The organism is Stenotrophomonas sp. 2694 (genome assembly GCF_040548715.1).
In the GTDB taxonomy this organism is placed as follows: Bacteria; Pseudomonadota; Gammaproteobacteria; order Xanthomonadales; family Xanthomonadaceae; genus Stenotrophomonas; species Stenotrophomonas indicatrix.
Window position 1 is genome coordinate 374,219 of sequence record NZ_JBEPSG010000002.1, and the last position, 24,702, is coordinate 398,920.

Sequence of the window (24,702 nt, forward strand, 5' to 3'; positions counted from 1 at the left end):
ATTTCATTGGTAAGGGATGCCGACGCTGTAGACGGCAAAAACATGGAAAAGTTCATCGCGGGACCAGGCCGAGGATGTCGTTGTAGAACGCCAATCCCATCAGCCCGGCCAGCAACGCCAGGCCGATGTATTGGCCGGCGGCGACGGCACGCTCGCTCAGCGGGCTGCCCTTGACCAACTCGATAAGGTAATACAGCAGGTGGCCGCCGTCCAAGATGGGGATCGGCAGCAGGTTGATGATGCACAGGCTCAGCGACAGCAGGGCGAGGAACTGGATGAACCAGTCCACGCCGCGTTTGGCCGAAATATTGGCAACCCGGGCAATGGTGACCGGGCCGGAAACGTTCTGCAGCGAGGCTTTGCCGGTCACGATCCGGCCCATCATGGCCAGTGAGTCGGCCGCCATCCTGCCGGTTTCGCGCACCGCGACCGTGACCGACTGCAGCGGGCCGAACTTGAGCAGGGTGTCGTAGGCGGGGCTGTAGCTCTGGGCAAAGCCGGCGCCGATCTGCCAGATGGGCTGGCCCTTGCCGTCCTTGCCCTGACGCGGGGTGATCTCCAGCGCCAGGCGCTCGCCACCACGCAGCACCTCGATCATCGCCGGGCCACCCCGGCGGCCGAGGCTGCCCACTTCGCTGATGGCCTGCTCGACGCTGTCGATGCGCTGGCCGTCGATCGCCACGATCAGATCGCCGGCCTGCAGGTGACCCTCTGCAGCCGAACCTTTCACGATGTTGTCCACCAGCGGCGGCTGCAGCCACGCACGCCAGTACACGCCGGCCAGGATCGGAACCCGGCGTTCATCGAAACCGGCCGGCAGCTGCGACAGCGGCAGGGTGCGCGAGCGCAGCTGGTCTGCGGGGTCGAGCACCTGCAGGGTCACGTCGCGGCGGTCCATCGCCGCGGCGGTCAGGGCCATGCTGGCCTCACCCAGGGTGATCACATCGCGGCCGTCAACGCTCAGCAGGCGGTCGCCGCTGCCGAGCCCGGCCGTGGCGGCCATACCGGTAGCGCGGCCGACGGTTGCCGAATAGTCCTGCTTGCCGATCACGAACATCGCCCACAGCAGCAGGATGCACAGCAGCAGGTTGGCGATCGGGCCGGCCGCGACGATGGCGATGCGCTGCCACACGGTCTTGTGGTTGAAGGCCTGGCCGCGCTCGTGCGGATGGACCTCGACTTCGCGTTCGTCGAGGAATTTCACATAGCCGCCCAGCGGGATGGCGGCAATGGCGAACTCGGTGCCATGGCGGTCGCGGCGCGACCACAGCGGACGGCCGAAGCCGACCGAGAAGCGCAGCACCTTGACCCCGCACAGGCGCCCGACCCAGTAATGCCCGAATTCGTGGAAGGTGACCAGCAGCCCAAGGCTGACGATCATCCACCAGACCGATCCGATGAAGTCAGTCATGCAGGTTCACATTGGCGGACACGGGCGGCGGCGTCATACGGGATGGGTGCGCTGTTCAGGTGGCGGCGATGGCGTTCAGGGTCAGCTGGCGGGCCCGCTGGTCGGCGGACAACAGAACCTCAAGTGTATCGGCTGGTTCGGTCGGCAGTGTTGAAAGAGCGTTAGCAACCAGCGTCGGAATGGTCAGGAAGCCTATGCGGCCCTGAAGAAACGCTGAAACAGCCTCTTCGTTGGCGGCGTTCAGCACCGCCGGGGCGGTGCCGCCGGCGCGCATCGCTTGCCACGCCAAGGCCAGGCAGGGGAAGGCGTCGGTGTCGGGGGCCTCGAAATCCAGCCGGCCCTGGGCGAGCAGGTCCAGCCCGGACACGCCCGATTCGATCCGTTGCGGCCAGCCCAGGCCTACGGCCAGGGTGGTGCGCATGTCCGGCAGGCCCATCTGCGCCAGCGTGGAGCCATCAACGAACTCCACCAGCGAATGCACCAGGCTCTGCGGGTGTACCAGCACCTCGATGCGTTCGCCGGGGATGCCGAACAGGTGGTGGGCCTCGATGACCTCCAGGCCTTTGTTCATCAACGTCGCCGAATCGACCGAGATCTTCGGCCCCATCGACCACTTCGGATGCGCCACGGCCTGGGCCGGGGTGACCTGCTGCAGTTCGGCGCGGCTGCGCCCGCGGAATGGGCCACCCGAGGCGGTCAGCAGGATGCGGCGCACGCCGGCACCGTCGAGGCTGGCATCCCGTGAACGCAGGCACTGGAAGATCGCACTGTGCTCGCTGTCGATCGGGATGATCTCGGCGCCGGCACGTTCGGCGGTACGGGTCAGCAGTTCGCCGGCCAGTACCAGCGATTCCTTGTTGGCCAGCAGGATGCGCTTGCCGGCCGCGGCGGCGGCCAGGGTCGAGGACAGGCCGGCGGCGCCGACGATCGCGGCAACCACGGTGTCGCAGGCGTCGCTGGCCGCCAGCTGGTCCAGCGCGGCATGGCCGGCGTGGGCCTGGGTGGCCAGGCCGGCTTCGCGCAGGCCGTCGCGCAGTTCGGCATACAGGGTTTCATCGGCGATCACCGCATGCGCGGGCCGGTGCTGCCGGCACAGGGCCAGCAGCGCCTGTACCTGGCGGCCGGCGGCAAGCACGGTGGCCTGGTACCGCAGCGGATGGCGGGCGATCACGTCAAGCGTGGAGGCACCAATCGAGCCGGTGGCGCCGAATACGGCGACCCGGCGCAGGTCTGCAGCAGCTTCCATGGTCAGAACCCGAAGATTTCCTTGCCCAGTGCGAACACCGGGATGGCCGCCAGCACGCCGTCGACGCGGTCGAGCACGCCGCCGTGGCCGGGGATCAGGTGGCCTGAATCCTTGGCGCCGGCATGGCGCTTGATCAGGCTTTCGAACAGGTCGCCCAGTACCGAGGCGAATACGGCCACCACCGAGGTAACCAGCAGGCCGGGCAGGTGCGCGGCATCGATGCCGGCCAGCCAGCCCAGGCCGACGGCCACCGCAACGCCGGCGATCAGCCCGCCGACGAGGCCTTCCCAGGTCTTGTTCGGGCTGATCCGCGGTGCCAGCTTGTGCTTGCCGAAGTGACGGCCAGCGAAGTAGGCGCCCGAATCAGCGGCCCAGACCAGTGCCAGTGCGGCCAGCAGCCACAGGTGGCCCTGATGGCCGGGCGGGTCGCCGCCGGCATGGATCAGCACCAGCGCAGCCCACGCCGGCACGATGGCCAGGGTGCCGGCCAGCAGCTTGAGGATGCGCGCCGGACTGCCAGGCTGCGCGCCGAAGTTGAAGAAGCGCAGCCACACCAGCGCGCCCAGCCACCATGCCACGCCCACCAGGGTCGCGATCTGGAACAGCACCAGGGTGCCAGCATCGGCCCACACCAGCAGCACCATCAGCACCAGGTTGAGGACCAGCAGCACGGTGCGGGCGAGGGTGTCTTCGACGTCGGCCAGCTTCAGCCATTCCCACAGGCCGATCAGCAGCACGGCAGCGGCGGCGGCGGCCAGCCATTGCGTGGGCAGCAACAGGATCGCCGCAATGGCGACCGGCGCCATGATCAGCGCGGCGAGGACTCGGGTCTTGGTCATGGGCTGGACGTCTCGGTGGCCAGGGCGGCGATCTGGGCGCTGGTCAGGCCGAAGCGGCGCTCACGGCTGGCGTAGGCATCCAGCGCCAGCTGCAGCTGCGCGGCATCGAAATCCGGCCACAGCGCTTCGGTGAACCACAGCTCGGTATACGCCAGCTGCCACAGCAGGAAATTGCTGATGCGGGTATCGCCGCCGGTGCGGATGAACAGGTCCGGTGGCGGCAGGTCGGCCAGGGCCACCTGTCGCCCCAGCAGGGATTCGTCGATCTGCTCGGGAAGCAGGCGGCCGGCTGCAACTTCAACAGCCAGTGCGCGTGCGGCACGGGCGATGTCCTGACGGCCACCATAGCTGGCGGCGATCGACAGGGTCAGGGCGCGGTTGTCAGCGGTGCGCTGTTCGGCCAGCTGCATGCGGCTGACCAGGGCAGCACCGAAGCGCTCGCGTTCGCCGATGAAGCGCACGCGCACGCCGCGCCGATGCAGCTCGTCCACTTCGCGGTCGAGCGCGCCGAGGAACAGCTTCATCAACGCATCGACTTCTTCCTGCGGCCGGCCCCAGTTCTCGCTGGAGAACGCGAACAGGGTCAGCGCCGGAATGCCCAGTTCCAGGCAGCGCTCGATGGTGCGGTTTACCGCGCGCGCGCCGGCTCGATGGCCGATCACGCGGGGGCGACGGCGCTGCTGTGCCCAACGCCCGTTGCCATCCATGATGATGGCGACGTGGCGCGGGAGGGCGGACGGCAGGGGAGGCGGGACTGAAGGCATCGACTTCAGACCGACATCAGTTCCTTTTCCTTGTCGGCGACGACCTTGTCGATATCCTTGATGTTGGCATCGGTCAACTTCTGGATATCGTCTTCGCCGCGCTTCTTGTCGTCTTCGCTGATCGCCTTGTCCTTCAGCAGCTTGGCGATTTCCTTGTTCGCATCCTGGCGGATGTTGCGCACGGCGATCTTGGCGCCTTCGCCTTCCTTCTGTACCTGCTTGGCCAGTTCCTTGCGGCGCTCTTCGGTCGGCGGCGGCAGGTTGACGCGGATCGAGGTGCCGATGGTGTTCGGGGTCAGCTCGATGTTGTACAGGCCCTTTTCGATCTCCTTGATCATGCTCTTGTCGAAGGGCGTGACCAGCAGGGAGTGGGCGTCGGCGTTGGAGACGGACGCTACCTGGTTCAGCGGCGTGCTGGCGTTGCCGTAAGCATTGACCGTGACACGGTCCAGCAGGGCCGGCGTTGCGCGGCCGGTGCGGATCGAAGTGAGGGTGTGCTTAAGAGCGTCGATGCTCTTGGCCATGCGCGTCTGCGCGTTGTTCTTGATGTCGTTGAGCATCGCCAGGGTCCTGGATGTAACTGGAATCGGGCGATTATAGGCGAATACGGGACGCCGCCGGGCCTGAATCGGCCCGGAGGTCGCCTTGCGCTCAGCCTCAGGCCGGATCGCGGCCCTGGACGAGGGTGCCGATGTTCTCGCCGTGCAGGATCTTCAGCAGCTCGCCCGGCTGGCCCATGTCGAACACGCGCATCGGCAGGTCGCTGTCACGGGCCAAGGCGAAGGCGGCGGTATCCATCACTTCCAGGCCACGGCGGATCACTTCGTCGTAGCTCAGGCTGTCGAAGCGGACAGCGTCGCTGTACTTGTTCGGATCCTTGTCGTACACGCCATCGACCTTGGTTGCCTTCAGCAGCAGGTCGGCGCCGATCTCGATCGCGCGCAGGGCGGCGCCCGAGTCGGTGGTGAAGAACGGGCTGCCGACGCCAGCGGCGAAGATCACCAGGCGGCCCTTTTCCAGGTGGCGGATGGCGCGGCGGCGGATGTAGTCCTCGCACACGTCGTTGATCTTGATCGCGCTCATCACGCGGGCCTTTGCGCCCACTTTCTCCAGCGCATCCTGCATGGCCAGCGCGTTGATGACCGTGGCCAGCATGCCCATCTGGTCGCCGGTGACGCGGTCCATGCCGCCAGCGGCCAGGCCAGCACCGCGGAAGATGTTGCCACCACCGATGACCAGGGCGACTTCGGCGCCGGCCTGCTGGGCCTCGACGACTTCACGGGCCAGGCGGTTGATGATCTTGGGGTCGATGCCGTAGTCCTCATCTCCCATCAGCGCCTCCCCGGAAAGTTTCAACAGGATGCGGCGATAGGCGAGCTTGGACATAGGGACCTCGGGTGCGTGGAAATCGCGGGCGATTCTACGCGCAAGCGGCGCGCGGCCAAAGCGTTTTGTGCACTGCGGCGCAAAATACCGGTGTGCCCCGTGCATCCGGGGCGCACCATTCAGCCCAGCTCGGCGCCAGCGGTGGCAGACAGTTCATCATGCCCCAGTTCGCCGGGAGAGCGTGCGATGACCCGGTTGCGACCCAGGTTCTTGGAGCGGTAGAGCACGTCATCGGCGGCGCGCAGCAGGTCCTGCACGCCGGCAAAGCGCTCGTAGCCGCCCTGGGTGGCCACACCGGCCGAGAAGGTGATGAACAGCGGGCCACCTTCCAGTTCCGCCATCGGGGTGGCGACGATGTTCGCCAGTACCCGGCGGATCACGTCCAGGGCCACCGACTCACTGGTATTGGGCAGCAGCGCGACGAACTCCTCGCCGCCGAAGCGGGCCACGGTGTCGCTGTTGCGCAGCTGCCCCTGCAGCTTGCCGGCAAAGGCGCGCAGCACCTCGTCGCCGGTCAGGTGGCCGTGCGCATCGTTGATCTTCTTGAAATCGTCCAGGTCGATGAAGGCCACCGACAACGGCCAGCCATGGCGGCCGGCGCGCAGGAATTCCTGTTCCAGCACGGCTTCGAGCTGGCGGCGGTTGAGGACGCCGGTCAACGCGTCGCGATGGGCCTGGTCGGCCAGGCGCTTGGCGCGGGCCTCGAATTCATCGGCGCGGCGGCGGGCCTGGTCGGCATCCTGCAGTTCGCGCAGGTTGCGCAGGGTGGCCAGTTCCTGGGCGTGGTCGATCAGTTCACGCACGCGTGCCGGCGAGTTCAGGCCGTTCTCGAACAGGCTGGCGATGTCCGGCAGCGCTTCGCTGATCCGCGCCAGCACCTGGTCGAAGCGGGCGCTGTCCATCTGCAGGCGGTCGTGGACCTGCTGCAGGGCGCGTTCGCGTGCGCCATCGGCGTCTTCATCCAGCCAGATGTCGGCGACCGCGCCAGACAGCTGTACGCAGGCCTGGAACGGATTTTCGGCGGTGCCTTCGTCTTCGCTGTGGCGGATGCTGTCCACCAGGTAGCGCGGCAGGCCCCACTCCTCGGCCACCCATGCACCGACGTCGGCGTGGCTGCAGCCGAGTTCCTGGCGCTCGCGCGCGATCAGGTCGGGGTTGTCGCGCGCTTCGCGCAGCAAGGGCAGGTAGCGTTCGGATTCGGCCTGGGCCAGGCACAGCACGCCCATGTCCTGCAGCAGTCCGGCCAGCATCAGCTCCTCCAGCCTGCGCAGGCCGCGCGCTTGGCCGAGCTGGCTGGCCGCCAGCGCGCTGAGGATGCTGCGCTTCCAGGCGCGTTGGCGCAGGTCGTGGTCGGCGCCGCCTTTGCCGGTCAGGCCCTGAGTGACAGTGAAGCCCAGGGCGAGGCTGATCGTAGCGTTGAGCCCGAGCATGGTCAGCGCCTGGCCGAGGTTCTCGATCCGGCGCCGGCTGGCATACAGCGGTGAATTGGCGATACGCAGCATGCGCGCACTCAGCGCCATGTCGATGGCGATGATGTCCGCAGCGGTAGCGATGTCCGCCTCCGGGTCCTGGGCCAGTTCGATGATGCGCAGGGCAATACCGGGCGGCGAGGGGAGGTTGCGGCAAAGCGCCAGTGCAGCTGTCAGCTCGGGAGGCATGTCGGGTCGTTCAATTCCATTAGGACAAGAATACCTAGGAATGCATCACAGTCTGCGAATTTCGTTCCTGTTATGTGACTGCAGGTTCCCTTTGCCGAGTATCGGCTTGATTCGCGTGCAACGCAAAGGTGTCGGTGTGCGCACCAGCGGTGCGCACCCACAGATTCGGCCACCCACAGGTGAAGGGCACCCGCAGGCCCACCGGCATAAAAAAAGAGCCGCGGTTTCCCGCGGCTCCTTCTGGTTTCATTACAGCCGTGAGGCTGGAATCAGACCTGCATCGCCTTGGCAACTTCGGCGGCGTAGTCTTCCACCACCTTCTCGATGCCTTCGCCAACGACCAGCAGCTGGAAGCCAGCCACGTCGGCGCCGGCGGCCTTGACCACCTGCTCGACGGTCTTGTCGCCGTCCAGGACGTAGCTCTGGCCGTACAGGGTCACTTCGCTGACGATCTTGTTGATCTTGCCGCTGATGATCTTTTCCAGGATGTCGGCCGGCTTGGACTTGTCCTTCTCGGACATCTTGGCCAGTTCGATTTCCTTTTCCTTTTCCACGAACTCGGCCGGCACATCGGCAGCCTTGTTGTGCGGCGGCTTCAGCGCGGCCACATGCATGGCCAGGCCGCGAGCCAGTTCGGCGTCACCGCCGATCAGGTCGACCAGCACGCCGACCTTGCCGTTGGTGTGGACGTAGGAACCGACGTTGCCGGTGGTGTCCAGCTTGACCAGGCGACGGATCTGGATGTTCTCACCCAGGGTCTGCACGGCGGTCGCGCGGGTTTCTTCGACGGTCTGGCCGGTCGGCAGGGTGGCCGACTTCAGGGCTTCCACGTCGGCGGCGCCCGATGCCAGTGCAGCGGCAGCGACGGAATCGACGAAGTTCTTGAAGTTGATGTCGTTGGCGACGAAGTCGGTTTCCGAGTTGATCTCGACCAGCACGGCCTTGCCGCCGTCCTGGGCCAGGCCCAGACGACCTTCGGCGGCCACGCGGTCAGCCTTCTTGTCGGCCTTGGCAGCGCCGGACTTGCGCAGCGCTTCAGCAGCGGCGTCGATGTTGCCGCCGGCCTCGGTGAGCGCCTTCTTGCATTCCATCATGCCGGCGCCAGTGCGCTCGCGCAGTTCCTTGACCAGGGAAGCAGTGATTTCCACGGGATTACCTCACGAAAGAAAGGGGTTGGGCCGGCATGGTGGCCGGCCCGTGTGACAGTTTCCTGTCGTCGCGCCATCGGCAGCGGACAGGAAAGGTGGGCGCGTGGCGCCCACCGGGGCCTGGATCAGGCCTGGGCTTCGCCCTTGTCGGCAGCAGCCTTCTTGGCCGGAGCGCGGCGAGCCGGCTTGCCTTCTTCGGCCGGAGCGTCGGCGAACTCTTCTTCACGGACGGTGGCAGCGTGCGGTGCAGCAGCCTTGCCTTCCAGCACGGCGTCAGCAGCGGCGCGTGCGTACAGCTGCACGGCACGGATGGCGTCGTCGTTGCCCGGGATCGCGTAATCCACCAGCTCCGGGTTGTAGTTGGTATCGACGACGGCGATCACCGGGATGCCGAGCTTCTTGGCTTCCTTGATGGCGATGTCTTCGTGGCCGATATCGATGACGAAGATCGCGTCCGGCAGACGGTTCATGTCCTTGATGCCGCCCAGCGAGGCTTCCAGCTTGTCGCGCTCGCGACGCAGGCCCAGCACTTCGTGCTTGACCAGCTTCTCGAAGGTGCCGTCGGATTCACCGGCTTCCAGTTCCTTCAGGCGGGCAACCGACTGCTTGACGGTACGGAAGTTGGTCAGGGTGCCGCCCAGCCAACGCTGGTTCATGAACGGCATGCCGCAACGCTCGGCTTCTTCGCGGATCGACTCACGCGCGCTGCGCTTGGTGCCCAGGAACAGGATGGTGCCGCGCTTCTGGGCAACCGACGAGATGAAGTTCATCGCATCGTTGAACAGCGGGACGGTCTTTTCCAGGTTGATGATGTGGATCTTGCCGCGGGCGCCGAAGATGTACGGAGCCATTTTCGGGTTCCAGTAGCGGGTCTGGTGGCCGAAGTGGACGCCGGCTTCCAGCATCTGACGCATGGTGACCTGAGGCATTGCAGAACTCCTGATGGGGAACCTGCGATTCCGCCCGCGGGATAGGTATGCGGGACGCGTGGAAGCGCTGAAGGTTCCGGGGTTGGGCTTCCCTGTTGCCTCCGTGGCCGAACTCCTTGCGGAGCACCCCGGCACGGATGGGGGCAGCAGGTGTGGATTCACCGGTGACGTCCGGTGTGGACGGTGTCCCGCGCACGGGGCGGCAGGACATCCGGGCAATTATAGCCCGCTTGGCTGGCTCGCTGCAATTGCGGGTGCCCGCGCCGCCAGGATGACCTCCGTTCCGTCCTGCAGGCGGGCATGGAACCTGCCGCCTGCGTAGCCATCGGCGCGCGGCGGCAGCTGCCACTGGCGCTGGCGCGCCGCCAGTACGTAGCCGGCAAGACCGGGCAACAGCTGGCTGCGCTGGCCGCCAGCCGTCTCATAGGCAAGGTCGCTCAAGCGCGCGTGCCGGGTGCCACTGTTCAACAGTCTCAGCATGAATTGCGACCCGTTGACCGCCAGCTCTGCCTGCAGGCAGGGGGACGCTGGGCCGACCGGTTCGCTGCGGAACAGGGGCAGTGAATAGCGCGGCATGGCCGGTTCTGCCGGTGCCAGGATGATACGGAATGCCTGTTCAGCGGCCACAGGCGCGGACGACGCCGGCAGCAACCACACGCGCTGGCGGGCGCCGGCCGGCAGGTCCAGCAAGGTCGGACTGGCCAGCACCTGCCCGCTGCGCTGCAGGTGTTCCGCATCCTGTTGCTGGTCCCACGCCCAGATCTGCACCTGGCCGCGCCAATGCCCGGGGCCAGGATTGTGCAGCCACAGCTCGGTCCGCCCCTGCGCAGCCGGCAGGTGCAGGGTGGTCGGCATCAGGTCCAGCGCCTGCAAGGGCATGGGCAGCAGTGCCATCAACAGGGGCAGCAGCCGGTGCATCAGTAATAGGTGGTGGGCGGTTCGGGCAGCGAATGCCCCTGCTCGTCCTGCGCTGGCGGGGCCAGTTCACGGACCTGGGGCGGCAGGTGACTGCCGTCGCTGTGCTGCTGTGGCACCGGGCAACGTGGGCCGCCCTCCGTGCCGACGCAGCCTTCAACCACGGTCAGGCGGATCTGCATTGGGACGGGCGCCGGGTCGGCCCACGCTGTCGTGCTGGCGATGGACATCGCTCCGATCAGTACTGCCCGAACCACCTGCGATCCACCGTGTTGTCGACTTGATGCGCGGTATCGGCCGACAGGGGGGATTCTGTAGAGCGGGTTCCCCTCAGTAGGTGATCGTCACCTGCACCAGGTCGTTGTAGGTGCCCGCCGGAGGCTGTCCGGCAACGGGAGGCACACGCCCGAATATGTTCAGTGTCTGCGCGCTGCCAGTGCCGACGCCGCTGAAGGTGTCCACGGTGAGCGTATTGCCCCAGCGCTGGCTGCGCGCAGCGTCCCGGTACAGCTCGTAGGTCAGGTAATAGCTGTTGCCGCCGATGGTGGTGCGCATGCGCCGGGTGGTGGTAAGGGCCGGGTTGTTCTGACCGTTGTTCAGGCCGACCTGGTAGGCGGTGCGCTTGAGGCAGGTCAGGGTGAGGGTGGCGGTCTGGTCGATGTTGGCGGGAATGCCGCCGGTGACGTTGCCGAAATCCATGGTGGTGGTGAGGTAGCTGCCGCATTGCGGCAGCACGGTGGCAGTGGCATTGAAGGTGAAGGCATTGCTGGCGGTGTTGGTGCCGGTAGCGCCGCCATTGCAGGTGGCCGGCACGGTGGCGGTGCCCAGCAGCACCTCGTTCCAGGCCCAGGTGAGCACCACGTTGGCCCCGGTGAAGGTGCTGCTGTAGTTGCCGGAGGCCAGCACCTGGTTGGCCGGGATCTGTGCGAACAACTGCGTGGTACGGCTGCCGGAGCCGCCGATCAGCGGCACGTTGTAGGTCATCGTCAGCTCCTGTGCGGGAGGTGTGCCGCGCGGTGCCAGGCCGGTGACTTCGCTGTAGTTGGCGACGTTGTAGATCTGGAAATTGAGCGGATCACTGCTGCCGTTGACCATTGTCCGCCACGGCGAAGTACTGGTGCCGCCGGTGCCATTGCCCAGGCCGATGCAGACGCGGATGCCGGTGGTGGCGATCAGGCTGAGTGCGGCGGTGGAGCAGTTCACGGTGATGTTCAAGGTGCCGGTGGTGGCGCCTGCCGCACCGCTGCTGACGTTGCCGAAGGGCAGCAGCGCGTCGGCGGTGGCGGTGCAGGTCGCGGCCGCGCGTGTCGGTGCACTGGCGATCAGGCCGGCCAGAAGCAGCAGGCCGAGCAGCAGCATCCTCATGGCGCCACCTCCGGCACGCATTGCAGCGGGACCGGGCGCGCGCTGGCCCCGACGGCGACCACCTGCGGTGCCGGCACGCGGACCCGGCACTGGCCACCGCTGCTGGTGATGTACAGCACGCTGCCAGGTGCAACGTCCTCCAGGTACAGCAGGCCGTCGTAGCCGACGGTGGCCTGGCGGCCATCGGGCAGCTGCACTTCGCTGCCCACCTCCAGCGGTTGCCCCCGCATGTCCTGCAGGATCAGCCGCAATGACGCGCGCGAACGCAGGTTGAAGGTCAGGCCGGTGCCGGCGCGCTGGCGGGGTGTCACCCAGTCCTCGATGCGATCAGCGCGCATGTCCGCCGGCAGGTCCAGGGTGTCGATGGAGACGCGGTTGCGCTGCCAGGACAGCAGCGGGCTGATCAGCAGCAGGCCACGCTCGTCGGTGGCACCGATCAGGCGGTTCTCAAGCCGCACCGGCACACCGCCAACGCCATTCGTGCTGACCACGGCGAAGGCATCGGCGACTTCGCGGGCGGCGAAGGTGTGCCCGGCCATCCACACCAGGCTGCCGCTGGCGCTGCCATAGGCGTAGTTGAGGCCCGCCTGGCGGGAGGCACCGAAGGCGTAGCGGCCGACATCGTTGAGGATGCCGACTTCGGCCAGGCCGCCGCTGCCGCCGTCGCCGTGGCGGACCTGCGCGCGCCAACCGATACCGCCTGCGCTGCCGTCGCCCGGGACCGGCTGGGTGACATCGGCGACCCAGCTCTGGCGGTCGCCATTGCGCTGGCTGGACAGGCTGGCCTGGCGGTTGTTGCCCAGGCTTGCGGTCAGCGACAGGTAGACGCTGCGGTCATCACTGTCGTCCAGGTTCTGGTTGACCGACAGGTAGGCCGACCAGCGCGGGCTCCAGCTGCGTGACCAGAACAGGCTGGCATAACGGTTGTCATCGCCATCGGGGTAGCGCAGGCGAAGGTAACTGGCGCTGAGGGTGCCCAGGCGCAACAGGTCCAGGCCGACCGTGGCCTGCTCGCTGATGCTGGGCGGCAGGTTGGCCTGCAGCGCGCCCAGGTCGCGGTAGTCGCCGTGGCTGCGCACGCTGCGCAGGTTGAAATTGAAGCGCCGGTTGTTCCAGCTGTACCCCAGCGCCCACTGTCCGCCCTGCAGGCCCTGGTAGCGGCTGTGGGCATAGGCGGCATTGAGCACGCCGGCGCCGCCCAGCAGCCACCAGCCACCCACGCCGGCCTGGGCCAGGCCGCCGCCGCCCTCGGCATGTGCTTCACCGGTGAATGTGTCGCTGACGCCGCCGCGCCAGCTGGCGCTTGCCACGGTACGGTCGTCGTAGGCGAAGGAGCGTTCGCCGAACTGCTCGCGCAGCTGGCCGACGCCGAGCGACCAGTCCGACAGGCCCTTGGCCAGCAGCTGCTGGGTGCCGTAGAAGCTGAAATCCAGGGTCTGCATGCGTCCGAAGGCATCGGTAACCACCACCTGCGCGCTGCCGGTACCGCTGATGCCCGGCTGCGCCGCCAGCTGGAACGGCCCGACCGGTACCTGGCCGCTGTATTGGCGCAGGCCATCGACATACAGCTCGACCGTCGATGGCACCACCGCCTGGCCGAGGAAGGCCGGGGTGGGGGTGAGGACGCGATACGGCTGCAGCCCGTAATTGCGCCCGATCTGCAGGCCGCCCAGGCGTACCGGCCGGCTCCAGTCGACAAAGCCGCTGTAGAAGTCGCCAACCTCCAGGGTCAGCGCCTTGTCCGGGAAATCCAGTGTCCAGCGCGTATCAAGGCGTACGCTTTCGCTGCGCCAGTGGCGGTCTCCGGTCTGGTAGCGACGGCTGACGGCGGTGTTCTCGAAGGTGCCGGTACCGATGCCGAACACTCGCAGTTCAGAGCTCAGGGTAAGGTTGCCGAGGCTGTCGACACGGCTGCCGTACAGGTCGTAATTGAGCAGGACGCCGGGCGAGGCGCTGCCGCGGGAAGCGCGGACCTGCGGGCGGCTGAGCACGGTCGTGGGCAGGGTCAACTGGTCCAGTGGCACGTCCAGCGCGAGGGTCTGCAGGTGCGCGTCATAGCGCACCACCGCACCGCTGATCTGGTCGAGGTATACCGGGGCATCGCCGCTGGCGTTGAAGCCAAGCTGGCGCAGGATTTCGGGGCTGGCCTGCAGGCGGCCACGGTTGTCGGTGAAGGGCAGCAGGCCGCGCGGCGTGCTGTTGAGGGTCACGTCCAGGTACAGCGTCTGGTTGGCCGTGAGTGGGGTTGGTGGCGGCAGCAGGGCATCGGCGGAGACCCCGGAGACATCGGCTGCATGAGCCGCCGGGGACAGGGCCGCACCGAGCGCTGCGCTCATCAGCGCCTCAGCGAGCCGGTGGTGGCGGCAGCGACGTCTGTTCCGACTCGCCATTGAGCTTGGCCGTGATCTGGTCGTTGTCGCGGTCGATCGCCGTGCGCTCCAGCGGCCAGCGCATGACCTGGCCGGGCAGCACATAGCCCAGCAGGCCGGGATGGACGATGCGCGGCCGCTCCGGGCTGCCTAGGGCGAGGTCGGCGATCTGCGCATAGCTGTTGCCGGTATTGCCTACTTCCACGCCGTTGCGACCGTCGTCCAGCCGCACCAGGCGGGCGTGCAGCTGCGGTGCCAGCCGGCTGCCAGCGCCGGGTTGCACGAATACCGGGATGGAATAGCGCAGCACGAACTGCATGCCTTCGGTGCGCGTGGCCAGATCGGGCACCTCGTCGACGATCAACCGGTAGTACTGCTGCGCAGCCGGTGCGTCGGCCACGGCGCGCATGACCCGTACCAGCTGCTGCTGGCCGGCGGCCAACTCCTGCATCGGCGGCGTGGCCAGCAGGTCTTCGGTGGGCAGCAGCTGTTCGTTGCCGTCCTGCTGCACCCAACGGAATATCCGGACCTGCAGCTTCACCGGCGAGGTGCCGCTGTTGGTCAACCACAGTTCGCCGGCGCGCTGGCGTGCCTCCAGCTGCAGGCTGGTGGGCGCGACCTGCAGGCTGGTCGCCGAGGCCGCGGAAACCCAAAGCAGCAGGCTGAGAACGAGCAGCGCCACGCCGGTGGCGCGCCACGGGCGGGATCCGGCCATGCGGGCGTGCTCCATCAATAGGTGATCGTGGCGGTAACGGTATCCAGGTAGTTGCCGGTCGCAGCGTTGGCCGTGCTCAGGTTGAGGATCTGGCCGTAGACGATGTAGGGCACCGCCAGGCCGGTGCCGATACCGGCCTGGGTGTTGGTGCCCGTGGTGGCGCCCCACACCAGGGTATGCGCGGCATCCTGGTAGAGCTGGTAGCCCACGTAGTTGTTGGCCGTCACTGCTGCGTTGGTGTTCTTCATCCGCCGCGTGGTGACGTCATTGGCCGTACCGGCATTGGCACCGGCGTTGAGCGAGATGGTGTACGGGGTCAGCGCCGAACACTGTGCGGTTACGGTGCCCTGGCCCAGGGTCGGGGTGGCGGTGGTGGAGGCGGCGGTACCGAAATCGACGTTGGTGGCGGCGGCCGCAGTGATGGTGCAGGCCTTGGTGACCACCAGGGTGACGTTGAACGTAGTGGTGTCGGCGGCGGCGGCCGGGCCAGCCACCAGCAGGGCCAAGGCCCAAGCCCAGGGGGAACGAACGGTGGATCGCATGGACAACCTCCCTGACCCGAAGGTCCGTTGAACAGCGCGAAGTCGGCACGTTCGGCGCCGATTTGACGACAGTGGGACCAGCGTAGGCACCGCAAGTGTCTGTATTCCGTGAGAAACATGCGGTCGAAAGGGTGTGGCCCATCACGCTTTCACGTTCCTTGCCGGATCCGTGCATGCCCCGGATCGCCAGTTGGGTGGCGTTCGTTCAGATTGCGGCCGGATCGGCGATAATGGGAGCCATGAGCGTGAATATCAAAACCCCGCAGGAAATCGAGATGATGCGCATCGCCGGCCGCCTGGCCAGCGAAGTGCTCGACATCGTCACCCCCCACGTCAAGCCCGGTGTCACGACCGAGGAACTGGACCGCATCTGCCACGACCACATCGTGAACGTGCAGGGCGCCATTCCGGCCAACGTCGGCTACCGCGGCTTCCCCAAGACCGTGTGCACCTCGGTCAACAATGTCATCTGCCACGGCATTCCCAGCGAAGGGAAGGTCCTCAAGGATGGCGACATCATCAATATCGACGTCACCGTCATCAAGGACGGCTGGCATGGCGACACCAGCCGGATGTACTTCGTCGGCACCCCGTCGGTGATGGCCAAGCGCCTGGTCGACGCCACCTATGAAGCGATGTGGCGCGGCATCCGCGCGGTGCGTCCGGGCGCAACCCTGGGCGACGTCGGCCATGCGATCCAGAGCTACGCCGAAGGCGAGCGTTTCAGCGTGGTGCGCGAGTACTGCGGCCACGGCATCGGCAAGGTCTACCACGATGAACCGCAGGTGGTGCATTACGGCCGTCCGGGCCAGGGCCTGGTGCTGCAGCCGGGCATGACCTTCACCATCGAGCCGATGATCAACGAGGGCACCCGCTACAACAAGGTGCTGCCCGATGGCTGGACCGTGGTGACCAAGGATCGCAAGCTGTCGGCACAGTGGGAGCACATGATCGCCGTCACCGAGACCGGCGTGGACGTGCTGACCCTGTCGCCGGGCGAGTCGCAGGTCTCCTGACGATGCTGCCGGCGAGTTCGCTGCTGGACACGCCGGCCGCGTCGCTCAACGACCCGGACTGGGCTGCTGCCGCGCGCGACGCGCTGCAGCAGGCCGATACGCGCCTGTACCGCCGCTTCGACCAGGGCGACAACATCGAGCGCCTGCTGGCATTGCGCGCGCGCGCGGCCGATCACCTGATCCGCCATGCGTGGCAGCGCTGCCTGCCGGCCGACAGTGGCCTGTCGCTGTTTGCGGTCGGTGGCTATGGGCGCGGTGAACTGTTCCCGCGCTCGGACATCGACCTGCTGGTGTTCGGCGATCCGCAGGCGCAGCTGGCCCATGAGGAGGCGCTCGCGCGCCTGTTCGCGCTGCTGTGGGATTGCGGCCTGGCGGTCAGCCACGCGGTGCGTTCGGGCGGGCAGTGCAGCGAAGCTGCGGCCGACCAGACCGTGCTGACGGCGTTGATCGAAGCGCGCCCGCTGATGGCCGATGAGGCGGCGCGGCGTGCGCTGCGTGCGGCAGTGGATGACCGCGAACTGTGGCCGCCGCGTGCGTTCTTCCTGGCCAAGCTGGAGGAACTGCGCAACCGCCACCAGCGTTTCGGCGACACCGCCGACAACCTGGAGCCGGACCTGAAGGATGGCCCCGGCGGCCTGCGCGATCTCAACACGCTGGGCTGGATGGCGCTGCGTGCGTTTGGCGTGCGCGATCTGGAAGCGCTGGTCGGCCTGGGCCACCTGGGCGCTGACGAGGCCGCGGCGCTGAAGCGCGAACGTGCGGTGCTGGCGCGACTGCGCTTCGGCCTGCACCTGGTGGCGCGACGCCCGGAAGAGCGCCTGCGCTTCGATTACCAGAAGACCCTGGCCGCGCGCCTGGGCTTTGAGGACGATGCCGAGAGCCTGGGCGTCGAGAAGATGATGCAGGGCTTCTACCGCGCCGCTTCGGTGGTGCGGCGGATCAGTGATCGTCTGCTGCAGCGTTTCGAGGAACAGTTCGATGGCGAGGCACAGCCTGAGCCGCTGACCGTGGGGTTCGCGCTGCGCCGTGGCTACCTGGCGGCCAACGATGCCGACTGGCCGAATGCTGACATCGGCCAGGTCTTCGCGCTGTTCGCCAGCTGGGCGAACAATCCGCAGATCCGTGGCCTGCATTCGTTGACCGCGCGCGCGCTGGCCGAATCGCTGCCGTCGCTGCCTGCCTATGACCAGGCAGACCCTGACGCGCGCGAACAGTTCATGGCCCTGCTGCGTGGCCAGCGCCCGGTCGACACGCTTTCGCGCATGGCGCGGCTGGGCGTGCTCGGGCAGTGGATTCCTGCATTCGCCCAGGTCAGCGGGCGCATGCAGTTCGACCTGTTCCATGTCTACACCGTCGACCAGCACACGCTGATGGTCCTGCGCAACATGGGGCTGTTCGCCAGCAGTCGCGCCGATGAACGTTTCTCCATCGCCCACGAAGTCTGGCCGCGCCTGCGCAAGCCCGAACTGCTGCTGCTGGCCGGCCTGTTCCACGACATCGCCAAGGGGCGCGGCGGCGATCATTCCGAACTGGGCGCGGTCGATGCACGGGCGTTCTGCCACGCGCAGGGGCTGAGTGGTTCGGATACCGAACTGGTGGCCTGGCTGGTCGAACAGCACCTGCGGATGTCGGTGACCGCGCAGAAGCAGGACATCGCCGATGCCGACGTGATCCATCGCTTCGCGACCCTGGTCGGCAGCCGCGACCGCCTGGATTACCTCTATCTGCTGACCTGCGCAGACATCGCCGGCACCAGCCCGAAGTTGTGGAACGCGTGGAAGGACCGGCTGCTGGCCGATCTGTATTTCGCTACCCGCCGCGCGCTGCGCGAGGGCCTGGAGCATCCGGTGCCGGCCGCCGAGCGCGTGGCCGAAGCGCGCGACAGCGTGCGTGCGCTGGTGCGCGAGCAGGGCTACGACGATGCCACCATCGACCGCCAGTTCGCGGTGATGCCTGACGAAGGTTTCATCCGCCTGCGCCCGGAACAGTTGGCCTGGCAGGCTGCCGCACTGGTGCCGATCAAGCAGGGCCAGACGCTGGTGAAGGTACGCCGGATCAGCGTTGACGACCCGGCGCTGGAAGTGTTCGTGCACTCGCCGGACCGTGATGGCCTGTTTGCCGCGATCGTGATGACCCTGGACCGCAAGGGTTACGGCATCCACCGCGCACGCGTGCTGGATGGTCCGTCCGAGACGATTTTCGATAATTTTGAAGTCAGCCCGGCCGATACGTTTGCCGATGGCAGCAGCGCCAACCTGGAAGCTGCACTGCGCGAGGCGCTCAGTGGCGACCTTGCACGGCTGCGTCCCTCGCGCCGGGTGGTGCCACGTCAGCTGCGCCACTTCCGTTTCGCCCCACGCATCGAGTTCCGCGATGAACCCGGCGCGACCCGCTTTGCCCTGGTCGCGCCCGACCGCCCCGGCCTGCTGGCCGACGTGGCGTTCGTGCTGCGCAACCAGGGACTGCGCGTGCAGGACGCGCGCATTGCCACATTCGGCGAACGCGCCGAAGACACCTTCGTGATCAGTGACGAACACGACCTCCCCCTGACTGAATCCGCCCGGCAGCAGCTGCATGACGCAATGCTGGCCTGCCTGGACCCTGATCGAAACGCCGGAGACCCCGCCTGATGGCCACCAAGCCTGCAAAGAAGACTGCCGCGACTGCCAAGAGCGCAGCGGCCAGAAAGACTACTGCCGCTGCCCCGGCTGCGAAGAAAGCTGCACAACAGCCGAAGGCGGGCCAGACCGCAGCGGTGAAGAAGGCCGCCGTGCCGAAACAGGCTGCAGTGAAGAAGGCGCCGGCAAAGAAGGTCCCGGCCAAGACCGCCGAAGCTGCGCGCGCCGAGAACATCGCACGCAAGTCGCTGCGCAAGCCGGCCGGGCCGGGCGTGGAAGAACTGAAGTTCGGCATCGAAAGCGCCTTCGAGCGCCGCGCCACGCTGACCCTGCACGAACTGGAAGGCTCGACCCGGCCGCTGGTCAACCGCGTGATCGATGGCCTGGAAAGCGGCGAGTTCCGCGTCGCCGAACCCGATGGCCATGGTGGCTGGAAGGTCAACGAATGGCTGAAGAAGGCGGTGCTGCTGTATTTCCGCGTCAACGACATGGCCGTGGTCGATGCACGCCCGGCACCGTTCTGGGACAAGGTCGAATCGCGCTTTGCCGGCTATGACGAGGCGAAGTTCCGCCGTGGCGGCGTGCGCGTGGTGCCGGGGGCGATCGCCCGTCGCGGCACGTATTTCGGCAAGGACGTGGTGCTGATGCCGAGCTTCACCAACATCGGTGCCTACGTCGGTGAAGGCACCATGGTCGACACCTGGGCCACCGTCGGTTCCTGCGCGCAGATCGGCCAGCACTGCCACCTGTCCGGTGGTGCCGGCATCGGTGGCGTGCTCGAGCCGCTGCAGGCCAGCCCGACCATCATCGAAGACCATTGCTTCATCGGCGCGCGTTCGGAAGTGGTGGAAGGCGTGGTCGTCGGCCATCACAGCGTGATCGGCATGGGCGTGTTCCTCAGCCAGAGCACCCGCATCTACAACCGCGCCACCGGCGAAATCAGCTACGGCTACATTCCCCCGTACAGCGTGGTGGTGTCCGGCTCGCTGCCGAGCAAGGACGGTACCCACTCGCTGTACTGCGCGGTGATCGTCAAGCAGGTCGATGCCCGCACCCGCAGCAAGACCAGCGTCAACGACCTGCTGCGCGGCCTGGCCGACTGACGGGGCCGCACGCATGAGCACCACCGTCTACGGTCTGAAGAACTGCGATACCTGCAAGAAGGCGACCAAGTGGCTGGACCGCTTCGGCGTGCCGTACACCTTCGTCGACTACCGCGACAACAAACCCAGCCCGGAAACGCTGCTGGAATGGGCCGCCCAGCTGGGTGGCCTGGCGGCGATGGTCAACCGGTCCTCCACCACCTGGCGGCAGCTGCCGGACAACCGCAAGGCCGCCGATTCGGAGGCGGAATGGAAGCTGCTGCTGCGCGAGTACCCGCAGTTGATCAAGCGGCCGCTGGTGGTGACTGCCGACGGCAAGGTCAGCCAGGGTTTCAGCGACAACGGTTTCAAGGCGCGCTTCGGCGTGGGCGGCGCGTGAGCGCCGTCCTCGACCTGGCCTGCGATCTGATTGCACGGCCGTCGGTGACCCCGGACGATGCCGGTTGCCAGGCGCTGATTGGTGAACGTCTGCAGGCGGCCGGTTTCACTTGTGAGCACCTGCGGCTGGGCGAGGTCGACAACCTGTGGGCCACGCACGGCAGCGGCGCGCCGGTGCTGGTCCTGCTGGGCCATACCGACGTGGTGCCGCCGGGCCCGCGCGAGGCGTGGCAGAGCGATCCGTTCGCGCCACAGATCCGCGATGGCGTGCTGTACGGTCGCGGCACCGCCGACATGAAAGGCAGCGTGGCCGCGTTCGTGATCGCTGCCGAACAGTTCGTTGCGGCCCATCCGCAGCACGCCGGTACGCTGGCGGTGCTGCTGACCAGCGATGAGGAAGGCGATGCGATCGATGGTGTGCGCCATGTCGCGCGGCTGTTCGCCGAGCGTGGCCAGCGCATCGACTGGTGCATCACCGGCGAGCCGTCCTCCACCGCCACGCTGGGTGACCTGCTGCGCGTGGGACGTCGCGGCAGCCTGTCGGCCAAGCTGCGCGTGCAGGGCGTGCAGGGCCACGTGGCCTACCCGGACAAGGCGCGCAATCCGATTCATCTTGCCGCGCCCATGCTGGCCGAACTGAGCGCACGGCGCTGGGACGAGGGCTATGAGAGCTTCCCGTCGACCAGCCTGCAGATCTCCAACATCCATGCCGGCACCGGTGCCAACAACGTGATTCCCGGTGAGCTGGAGGTGGATTTCAACATCCGCTACAACCCGCACTGGGATGCAGCGAAGCTGGAAGCGGACATCACCGCGCTGCTGGACCGCCATGGCCTGCAGTACACGCTGAAGTGGCACCGCAGTGGCGAGCCGTTCTACACCCCGGAAGGTACGTTGCGTGCAGCGGCGCGCGCGGTACTGGCCGAGCACACCGGTCGCGCACCGGAAGAGAGCACCGGTGGCGGCACCTCCGATGCGCGCTTCATCGCACCCCTGGGCGCGCAGTGCATCGAAGTCGGCCCGGTCAACGCCAGCATCCACCAGGTGGATGAGAACGTGCGCGTGGACGAGCTGGAAGCACTGCCGGGGCTGTACCAGCGACTGGTGGAGCGGTTGCTGGTGTGATCCGCGTCGCCGGGCATGGCCCGGCGCTACCGGGTGAGCGTGCGGATGCTGGTGTGATCCGCGTCGCCGGGCATGGCCCGGCGCTACCGGGTGAGCGTGCGGTTGCTGGTGTGATCCGCGTCGCCGGGCATGGCCCGGCGCTACCGGGGTGAGCGTGCGGTTGCTGGTGTGATCCGCGTCGCCGGGCCATGCCCGGCGAGCGCAGCGGCGCGCGTTACTCCGAAAAACTGAAGAACGGCGGCTTGATCGCTTCGCGCCAGTAGCTCGGCGCCGCCATGTAGAACTGCTGTGCTTCCGCCTTGGCAAACCAGGCGGCAGCAGCGTCAGGGTTCTTGTCCAGGCCCGGCGCACCGCGGCCCAGCAGCAGCCCGGCGAAGTATTGGCCGAACACATTGCCCTTCTCGCCGGCGCGCTGGTACAGCTGCAGCGCACGCGCCGGATCGCGCGGCAGTCCCACGCCCTTCTCCAGCAGCGCGCCCAGGTCCACCTGCGCTTCGGCATCGCCGCGCTCGGCGCGACGCTGGATCTGCGCAACCAGCGGATGCACGCTGTCGCCCTGCGCGGCCACCGCATCCGGCAGTCGCGACGATGAACTCGGGTAGCGCTGGTAGATCATTCCGCGCAGGTCCCAGCGCAGCGCCTGTTGCGCGTCGCCACGCTGGCGATAGGCCTTGGCGAGTTCGTAGAACGCATAGGGATTGCCGTGGTAGGCCGCCGCCAGATAGGCGCGTTCGCCACGCCGCCAGGACGCGCGCAGCACCTGCCCAGGGTTGATGTGGGGGCTGTCGGCATACCGCAGCGTGCCGGAGATCCAGATCCGGCCCAGGGCTTCTTCCGCCTTGGTGTTGTGGAAGGTCCAGGGGGTGACCGCTGCGGCACGCTCGTAATAGGCGATGGCGCGCGGATCGTTGAAGCGCTCGAAGGTTTCCGCGGTATCAAAGGCCCCCTTGAAGCTGCCGTCGGTTCCGCGTTGTTCCAGGCTCTGCTGCTGAGCCGGCGGAAGGAGCGAGGGTGGGGGCAGGGTCTGGCAGGCGGCCAGGCCCAGGCAGATCAGGGCGGCCAGAGCCGCGTTGCGTCCGTTGCGGTGTTGCATTTCCATTGCACGTTTCACGGCGGGCCATTATGCGCTCTGCGGAGTGGTTGCCAACGCAACGGTTGCGCCGTGCCGGAAAGCGGGGTAGGGTCGATGCCATGTCGATCCGCCTGGCCACCGCCGTCAACAACACCAACCGCAATAATCTGCGTGCGAATAATCGTGCGCGGCCGATGCGGGACTGCGCCCTGGGTAGATAGACAGCAACATACGCCCGGACACCAGAAAACCCGCATCGGCCGATGCGGGTTTTTTTGTGCCCGGGCGCAGCCCCACCCGGGCCTGGATGGCCGGTCGAACACCTTCCCCCCGTGTACTTCCCCACAACAGGAGTTCCACCCATGTGTTCGATCTTCGGTATTTTCGGCCTGCAGGCCGGTGACGATCTTCCTTCCCTGCGCCGCCATGCGCTGGAGCTGTCGCAGCGCCAGCGTCATCGTGGCCCGGACTGGAGCGGTGTGTACCTGGACGAGGGCGCGCTGCTGGTGCACGAGCGCCTGGCCATCGTCGATCCGGCAGGCGGCTCGCAGCCGCTGCTGTCCGAAGACGGGCAGCTGGCGCTGGCGGTCAACGGCGAGATCTACAACCACCAGCAGCTCAAGGCCGGACTTGCCCAGGCCTATGCCTTCCAGACCGGCTCGGACTGCGAGGTGATCAACGCGCTGTACCGCCAGGGCGGGTCGCCGGCGCAGTGGCTGGAGCAGCTCAACGGCATCTTCGCTTTCGCTTTGTGGGATCGCAGTGCGGGTCGTGTACTGATCGCGCGCGACCCGGTCGGCGTAGTGCCGCTGTACTGGGGCCATGATGCGCAGGGGCGGTTGCGCGTCGCCTCTGAAATGAAGGCGTTGGTCGATACCTGTGCCGACGTTGCCCAGTTCCCGCCCGGCCACTACTACGACAGCGCCAGCGGTGAGCTGGTGCGCTACTACCAGCAGCCGTGGCGCGAGTACGACGACGTGCAGGGCCGCCCGGCCGATCTCGCCGAGCTGCGCCAGGCTTTCGAACATGCGGTCGAACGCCAGTTGATGAGTGACGTGCCGTACGGCGTGCTGCTGTCGGGCGGGCTGGATTCGTCGCTGGTTGCCGCCGTTGCAGCACGTTATGCGCGTCGTCGCATCGAAGATGGCGGGCAGAGCGAAGCGTGGTGGCCGCGCCTGCATTCGTTCGCCATCGGCCTGAAGGGCTCGCCGGATCTGGCCGCTGCTGCGGTGGCCGCCGAAGCACTGGGCACGGTCCACCACGGCTTCGAATACACCTTCGAAGAAGGCCTGGATGTGCTGCCGGAGGTGATCCGCCATATTGAAACCTACGACGTCACCACCATCCGCGCCTCCACGCCGATGTTCCTGCTGGCGCGCCGGATCAAGGCGATGGGGGTGAAGATGGTGCTGTCCGGCGAAGGCAGCGACGAGATCTTCGGCGGCTATCTGTACTTCCACAAGGCGCCGGACGCGCGCGAATTCCACCAGGAACTGGTGCGCAAGCTCGATGCCCTGCACAACTACGATTGCCTGCGCGCCAACAAGTCGATGATGGCCTGGGGCGTGGAGCCGCGCGTGCCGTTCCTGGACCGCGAGTTCCTCGACGTGGCGATGCGATTCGATGCCGCGCACAAGATGGTCGGCGCCGGTTTTGGTGGTCGCCGCATCGAGAAGGCGGTATTGCGCGAAGCCTTCCAGGGCTACCTGCCGGACAGCATCCTGTGGCGGCAGAAAGAGCAGTTCAGCGATGGCGTCGGCTACGGCTGGATCGATGGCCTGAAGGCGCACGCCGAAGCACAGGTCAGCGACCGCGTGTTGGCTGCGGCCGACAAGCGCTTCCCGCACAACCCGCCGCAGACCAAGGAGGCGTACTACTACCGTCACCTGTTCGAGCAGTTCTTCCCCAGCCATGCGGCGGCTGAAACCGTGCCGGGCGGCAAGTCGATCGCCTGTTCCTCGCCGGCAGCGATCGCCTGGGATGCCAGCTTCGCCGCCGCCGCCGACCCATCGGGCCGCGCCATTGCCGGCGTGCACGAGCAGGCCCTGGCCTGATCGGCCGCGCCGAGCGGCAGCCACACGGGTAGCGCCGGGCCATGCCCGG

Annotated in this window: 22 protein-coding genes; 6 read left to right on the top strand and 16 right to left on the bottom strand. The window is 67.2% G+C overall.

Annotated features, from left to right (window positions below; translation table 11 throughout):
• Window positions 1-52 precede the first annotated feature (52 nt).
• The 15 genes from rseP to ABIA73_RS04495 all read right to left on the bottom strand — a co-directional run bounded on the left by rseP (window position 53) and on the right by ABIA73_RS04495 (window position 15,287).
• Complete coding sequence (gene rseP / locus ABIA73_RS04425) at window positions 53-1,411, bottom strand: RIP metalloprotease RseP (protein WP_218789015.1); 1,359 nt, start codon at window positions 1,409-1,411, stop codon at window positions 53-55.
• A 55-nt stretch (window positions 1,412-1,466) separates the two neighbouring features.
• Window positions 1,467-2,657 (bottom strand): 1-deoxy-D-xylulose-5-phosphate reductoisomerase, encoded by a 1,191-nt coding sequence (locus tag ABIA73_RS04430; protein ID WP_033830714.1) that lies wholly within the window; start codon window positions 2,655-2,657, stop codon window positions 1,467-1,469.
• A gap of 2 nt (window positions 2,658-2,659) precedes the next feature.
• Window positions 2,660-3,496, bottom strand: a complete 837-nt coding sequence (locus ABIA73_RS04435; protein ID WP_025877667.1) for a phosphatidate cytidylyltransferase — start codon at window positions 3,494-3,496, stop codon at window positions 2,660-2,662.
• A complete protein-coding gene (gene uppS / locus ABIA73_RS04440) occupies window positions 3,493-4,260 on the bottom strand; it encodes a polyprenyl diphosphate synthase (protein WP_025877665.1) in 768 nt (255 codons plus the stop codon). Before uppS ends, ABIA73_RS04435 begins: the two co-directional genes overlap by 4 nt.
• Before the next feature lie 5 nt (window positions 4,261-4,265).
• A complete protein-coding gene (gene frr / locus ABIA73_RS04445) occupies window positions 4,266-4,820 on the bottom strand; it encodes a ribosome recycling factor (protein WP_025877664.1) in 555 nt (184 codons plus the stop codon).
• A gap of 97 nt (window positions 4,821-4,917) precedes the next feature.
• Window positions 4,918-5,646, bottom strand: coding sequence for a UMP kinase (gene pyrH / locus ABIA73_RS04450; protein ID WP_025877663.1), 729 nt, complete (start codon window positions 5,644-5,646; stop codon window positions 4,918-4,920).
• Between the two features lie 119 nt (window positions 5,647-5,765).
• Window positions 5,766-7,304, bottom strand: a complete 1,539-nt coding sequence (locus ABIA73_RS04455) for a sensor domain-containing diguanylate cyclase (RefSeq protein ID WP_025877660.1) — start codon at window positions 7,302-7,304, stop codon at window positions 5,766-5,768.
• A 269-nt stretch (window positions 7,305-7,573) separates the two neighbouring features.
• Complete coding sequence (gene tsf, locus ABIA73_RS04460) at window positions 7,574-8,452, bottom strand: translation elongation factor Ts (protein ID WP_032975792.1); 879 nt, start codon at window positions 8,450-8,452, stop codon at window positions 7,574-7,576.
• Window positions 8,453-8,577: 125 nt separating this feature from the next.
• Complete coding sequence (gene rpsB, locus ABIA73_RS04465) at window positions 8,578-9,381, bottom strand: 30S ribosomal protein S2 (RefSeq protein ID WP_025877657.1); 804 nt, start codon at window positions 9,379-9,381, stop codon at window positions 8,578-8,580.
• A 219-nt stretch (window positions 9,382-9,600) separates the two neighbouring features.
• Window positions 9,601-10,299: a fimbrial biogenesis chaperone gene (locus tag ABIA73_RS04470; protein ID WP_354275478.1), complete on the bottom strand. Its 699-nt coding sequence runs from the start codon at window positions 10,297-10,299 to the stop codon at window positions 9,601-9,603.
• Window positions 10,299-10,478, bottom strand: coding sequence for a hypothetical protein (locus tag ABIA73_RS04475; protein ID WP_279208508.1), 180 nt, complete (start codon window positions 10,476-10,478; stop codon window positions 10,299-10,301). The genes ABIA73_RS04470 and ABIA73_RS04475 overlap by 1 nt, the downstream gene beginning before the upstream one ends.
• A 148-nt stretch (window positions 10,479-10,626) precedes the next feature.
• Window positions 10,627-11,661 (bottom strand): Csu type fimbrial protein, encoded by a 1,035-nt coding sequence (locus ABIA73_RS04480; RefSeq protein WP_354275479.1) that lies wholly within the window; start codon window positions 11,659-11,661, stop codon window positions 10,627-10,629.
• Window positions 11,658-13,997: a fimbria/pilus outer membrane usher protein gene (locus tag ABIA73_RS04485; RefSeq protein ID WP_033830720.1), complete on the bottom strand. Its 2,340-nt coding sequence runs from the start codon at window positions 13,995-13,997 to the stop codon at window positions 11,658-11,660. Before ABIA73_RS04485 ends, ABIA73_RS04480 begins: the two co-directional genes overlap by 4 nt.
• Window positions 13,998-14,004: 7 nt before the next feature.
• Window positions 14,005-14,760: a fimbrial biogenesis chaperone gene (locus ABIA73_RS04490; protein WP_354275480.1), complete on the bottom strand. Its 756-nt coding sequence runs from the start codon at window positions 14,758-14,760 to the stop codon at window positions 14,005-14,007.
• Window positions 14,760-15,287: a Csu type fimbrial protein gene (locus ABIA73_RS04495; protein ID WP_025877648.1), complete on the bottom strand. Its 528-nt coding sequence runs from the start codon at window positions 15,285-15,287 to the stop codon at window positions 14,760-14,762. Before ABIA73_RS04495 ends, ABIA73_RS04490 begins: the two co-directional genes overlap by 1 nt.
• 173 nt (window positions 15,288-15,460) lie before the next feature.
• Here ABIA73_RS04495 and map point away from each other — a divergent pair, with 173 nt between their 5' ends.
• From map to dapE, 5 genes are read left to right on the top strand one after another with little or no spacing between them, the layout of a single operon-like run.
• On the top strand, window positions 15,461-16,303 hold the full coding sequence (gene map, locus ABIA73_RS04500) for a type I methionyl aminopeptidase (protein ID WP_080277585.1): 843 nt from the start codon (window positions 15,461-15,463) through the stop codon (window positions 16,301-16,303).
• A gap of 20 nt (window positions 16,304-16,323) precedes the next feature.
• Entirely contained in the window at window positions 16,324-18,933 is a 2,610-nt protein-coding gene (locus tag ABIA73_RS04505; RefSeq protein ID WP_484600462.1) for a [protein-PII] uridylyltransferase, read from the top strand.
• A complete protein-coding gene (gene dapD, locus ABIA73_RS04510) occupies window positions 18,933-20,024 on the top strand; it encodes a 2,3,4,5-tetrahydropyridine-2,6-dicarboxylate N-succinyltransferase (RefSeq protein WP_354275481.1) in 1,092 nt (363 codons plus the stop codon). The genes ABIA73_RS04505 and dapD overlap by 1 nt, the downstream gene beginning before the upstream one ends.
• A 13-nt stretch (window positions 20,025-20,037) precedes the next feature.
• The gene (locus ABIA73_RS04515) at window positions 20,038-20,403 is read left to right on the top strand and encodes an arsenate reductase (RefSeq protein WP_025877641.1); all 366 of its coding nucleotides are present in this window, start codon (window positions 20,038-20,040) and stop codon (window positions 20,401-20,403) included.
• A complete protein-coding gene (gene dapE / locus ABIA73_RS04520; RefSeq protein WP_025877640.1) occupies window positions 20,400-21,527 on the top strand; it encodes a succinyl-diaminopimelate desuccinylase in 1,128 nt (375 codons plus the stop codon). The genes ABIA73_RS04515 and dapE overlap by 4 nt, the downstream gene beginning before the upstream one ends.
• A 214-nt stretch (window positions 21,528-21,741) precedes the next feature.
• Here the strand turns inward: dapE and ABIA73_RS04525 are convergent, their stop codons facing one another.
• A complete protein-coding gene (locus ABIA73_RS04525; protein WP_354275501.1) occupies window positions 21,742-22,620 on the bottom strand; it encodes a tetratricopeptide repeat protein in 879 nt (292 codons plus the stop codon).
• A gap of 341 nt (window positions 22,621-22,961) precedes the next feature.
• Here ABIA73_RS04525 and asnB point away from each other — a divergent pair, with 341 nt between their 5' ends.
• Entirely contained in the window at window positions 22,962-24,653 is a 1,692-nt protein-coding gene (asnB, locus tag ABIA73_RS04530) for an asparagine synthase B (RefSeq protein ID WP_088100417.1), read from the top strand.
• Window positions 24,654-24,702: the final 49 nt, after the last annotated feature.

Coding starts and splice junctions, on each gene's coding strand:
- ABIA73_RS04455 (WP_025877660.1), bottom strand. CDS start 7,304: ATGCCTCCCGAGCTGACAGCTGCACTGGCGCTTTGCCGCAACCTCCCC.
- map (WP_080277585.1), top strand. CDS start 15,461: ATGCCCCGGATCGCCAGTTGGGTGGCGTTCGTTCAGATTGCGGCCGGA.
- ABIA73_RS04470 (WP_354275478.1), bottom strand. CDS start 10,299: ATGCACCGGCTGCTGCCCCTGTTGATGGCACTGCTGCCCATGCCCTTG.
- ABIA73_RS04485 (WP_033830720.1), bottom strand. CDS start 13,997: ATGAGCGCAGCGCTCGGTGCGGCCCTGTCCCCGGCGGCTCATGCAGCC.
- dapD (WP_354275481.1), top strand. CDS start 18,933: ATGGCCACCAAGCCTGCAAAGAAGACTGCCGCGACTGCCAAGAGCGCA.
- ABIA73_RS04430 (WP_033830714.1), bottom strand. CDS start 2,657: ATGGAAGCTGCTGCAGACCTGCGCCGGGTCGCCGTATTCGGCGCCACC.
- ABIA73_RS04495 (WP_025877648.1), bottom strand. CDS start 15,287: ATGCGATCCACCGTTCGTTCCCCCTGGGCTTGGGCCTTGGCCCTGCTG.
- asnB (WP_088100417.1), top strand. CDS start 22,962: ATGTGTTCGATCTTCGGTATTTTCGGCCTGCAGGCCGGTGACGATCTT.
- ABIA73_RS04435 (WP_025877667.1), bottom strand. CDS start 3,496: ATGACCAAGACCCGAGTCCTCGCCGCGCTGATCATGGCGCCGGTCGCC.
- uppS (WP_025877665.1), bottom strand. CDS start 4,260: ATGCCTTCAGTCCCGCCTCCCCTGCCGTCCGCCCTCCCGCGCCACGTC.
- rpsB (WP_025877657.1), bottom strand. CDS start 9,381: ATGCCTCAGGTCACCATGCGTCAGATGCTGGAAGCCGGCGTCCACTTC.
- ABIA73_RS04515 (WP_025877641.1), top strand. CDS start 20,038: ATGAGCACCACCGTCTACGGTCTGAAGAACTGCGATACCTGCAAGAAG.
- ABIA73_RS04525 (WP_354275501.1), bottom strand. CDS start 22,620: ATGCAACACCGCAACGGACGCAACGCGGCTCTGGCCGCCCTGATCTGC.
- pyrH (WP_025877663.1), bottom strand. CDS start 5,646: ATGTCCAAGCTCGCCTATCGCCGCATCCTGTTGAAACTTTCCGGGGAG.
- ABIA73_RS04490 (WP_354275480.1), bottom strand. CDS start 14,760: ATGGAGCACGCCCGCATGGCCGGATCCCGCCCGTGGCGCGCCACCGGC.
- ABIA73_RS04480 (WP_354275479.1), bottom strand. CDS start 11,661: ATGAGGATGCTGCTGCTCGGCCTGCTGCTTCTGGCCGGCCTGATCGCC.
- ABIA73_RS04475 (WP_279208508.1), bottom strand. CDS start 10,478: ATGCAGATCCGCCTGACCGTGGTTGAAGGCTGCGTCGGCACGGAGGGC.
- frr (WP_025877664.1), bottom strand. CDS start 4,820: ATGCTCAACGACATCAAGAACAACGCGCAGACGCGCATGGCCAAGAGC.
- rseP (WP_218789015.1), bottom strand. CDS start 1,411: ATGACTGACTTCATCGGATCGGTCTGGTGGATGATCGTCAGCCTTGGG.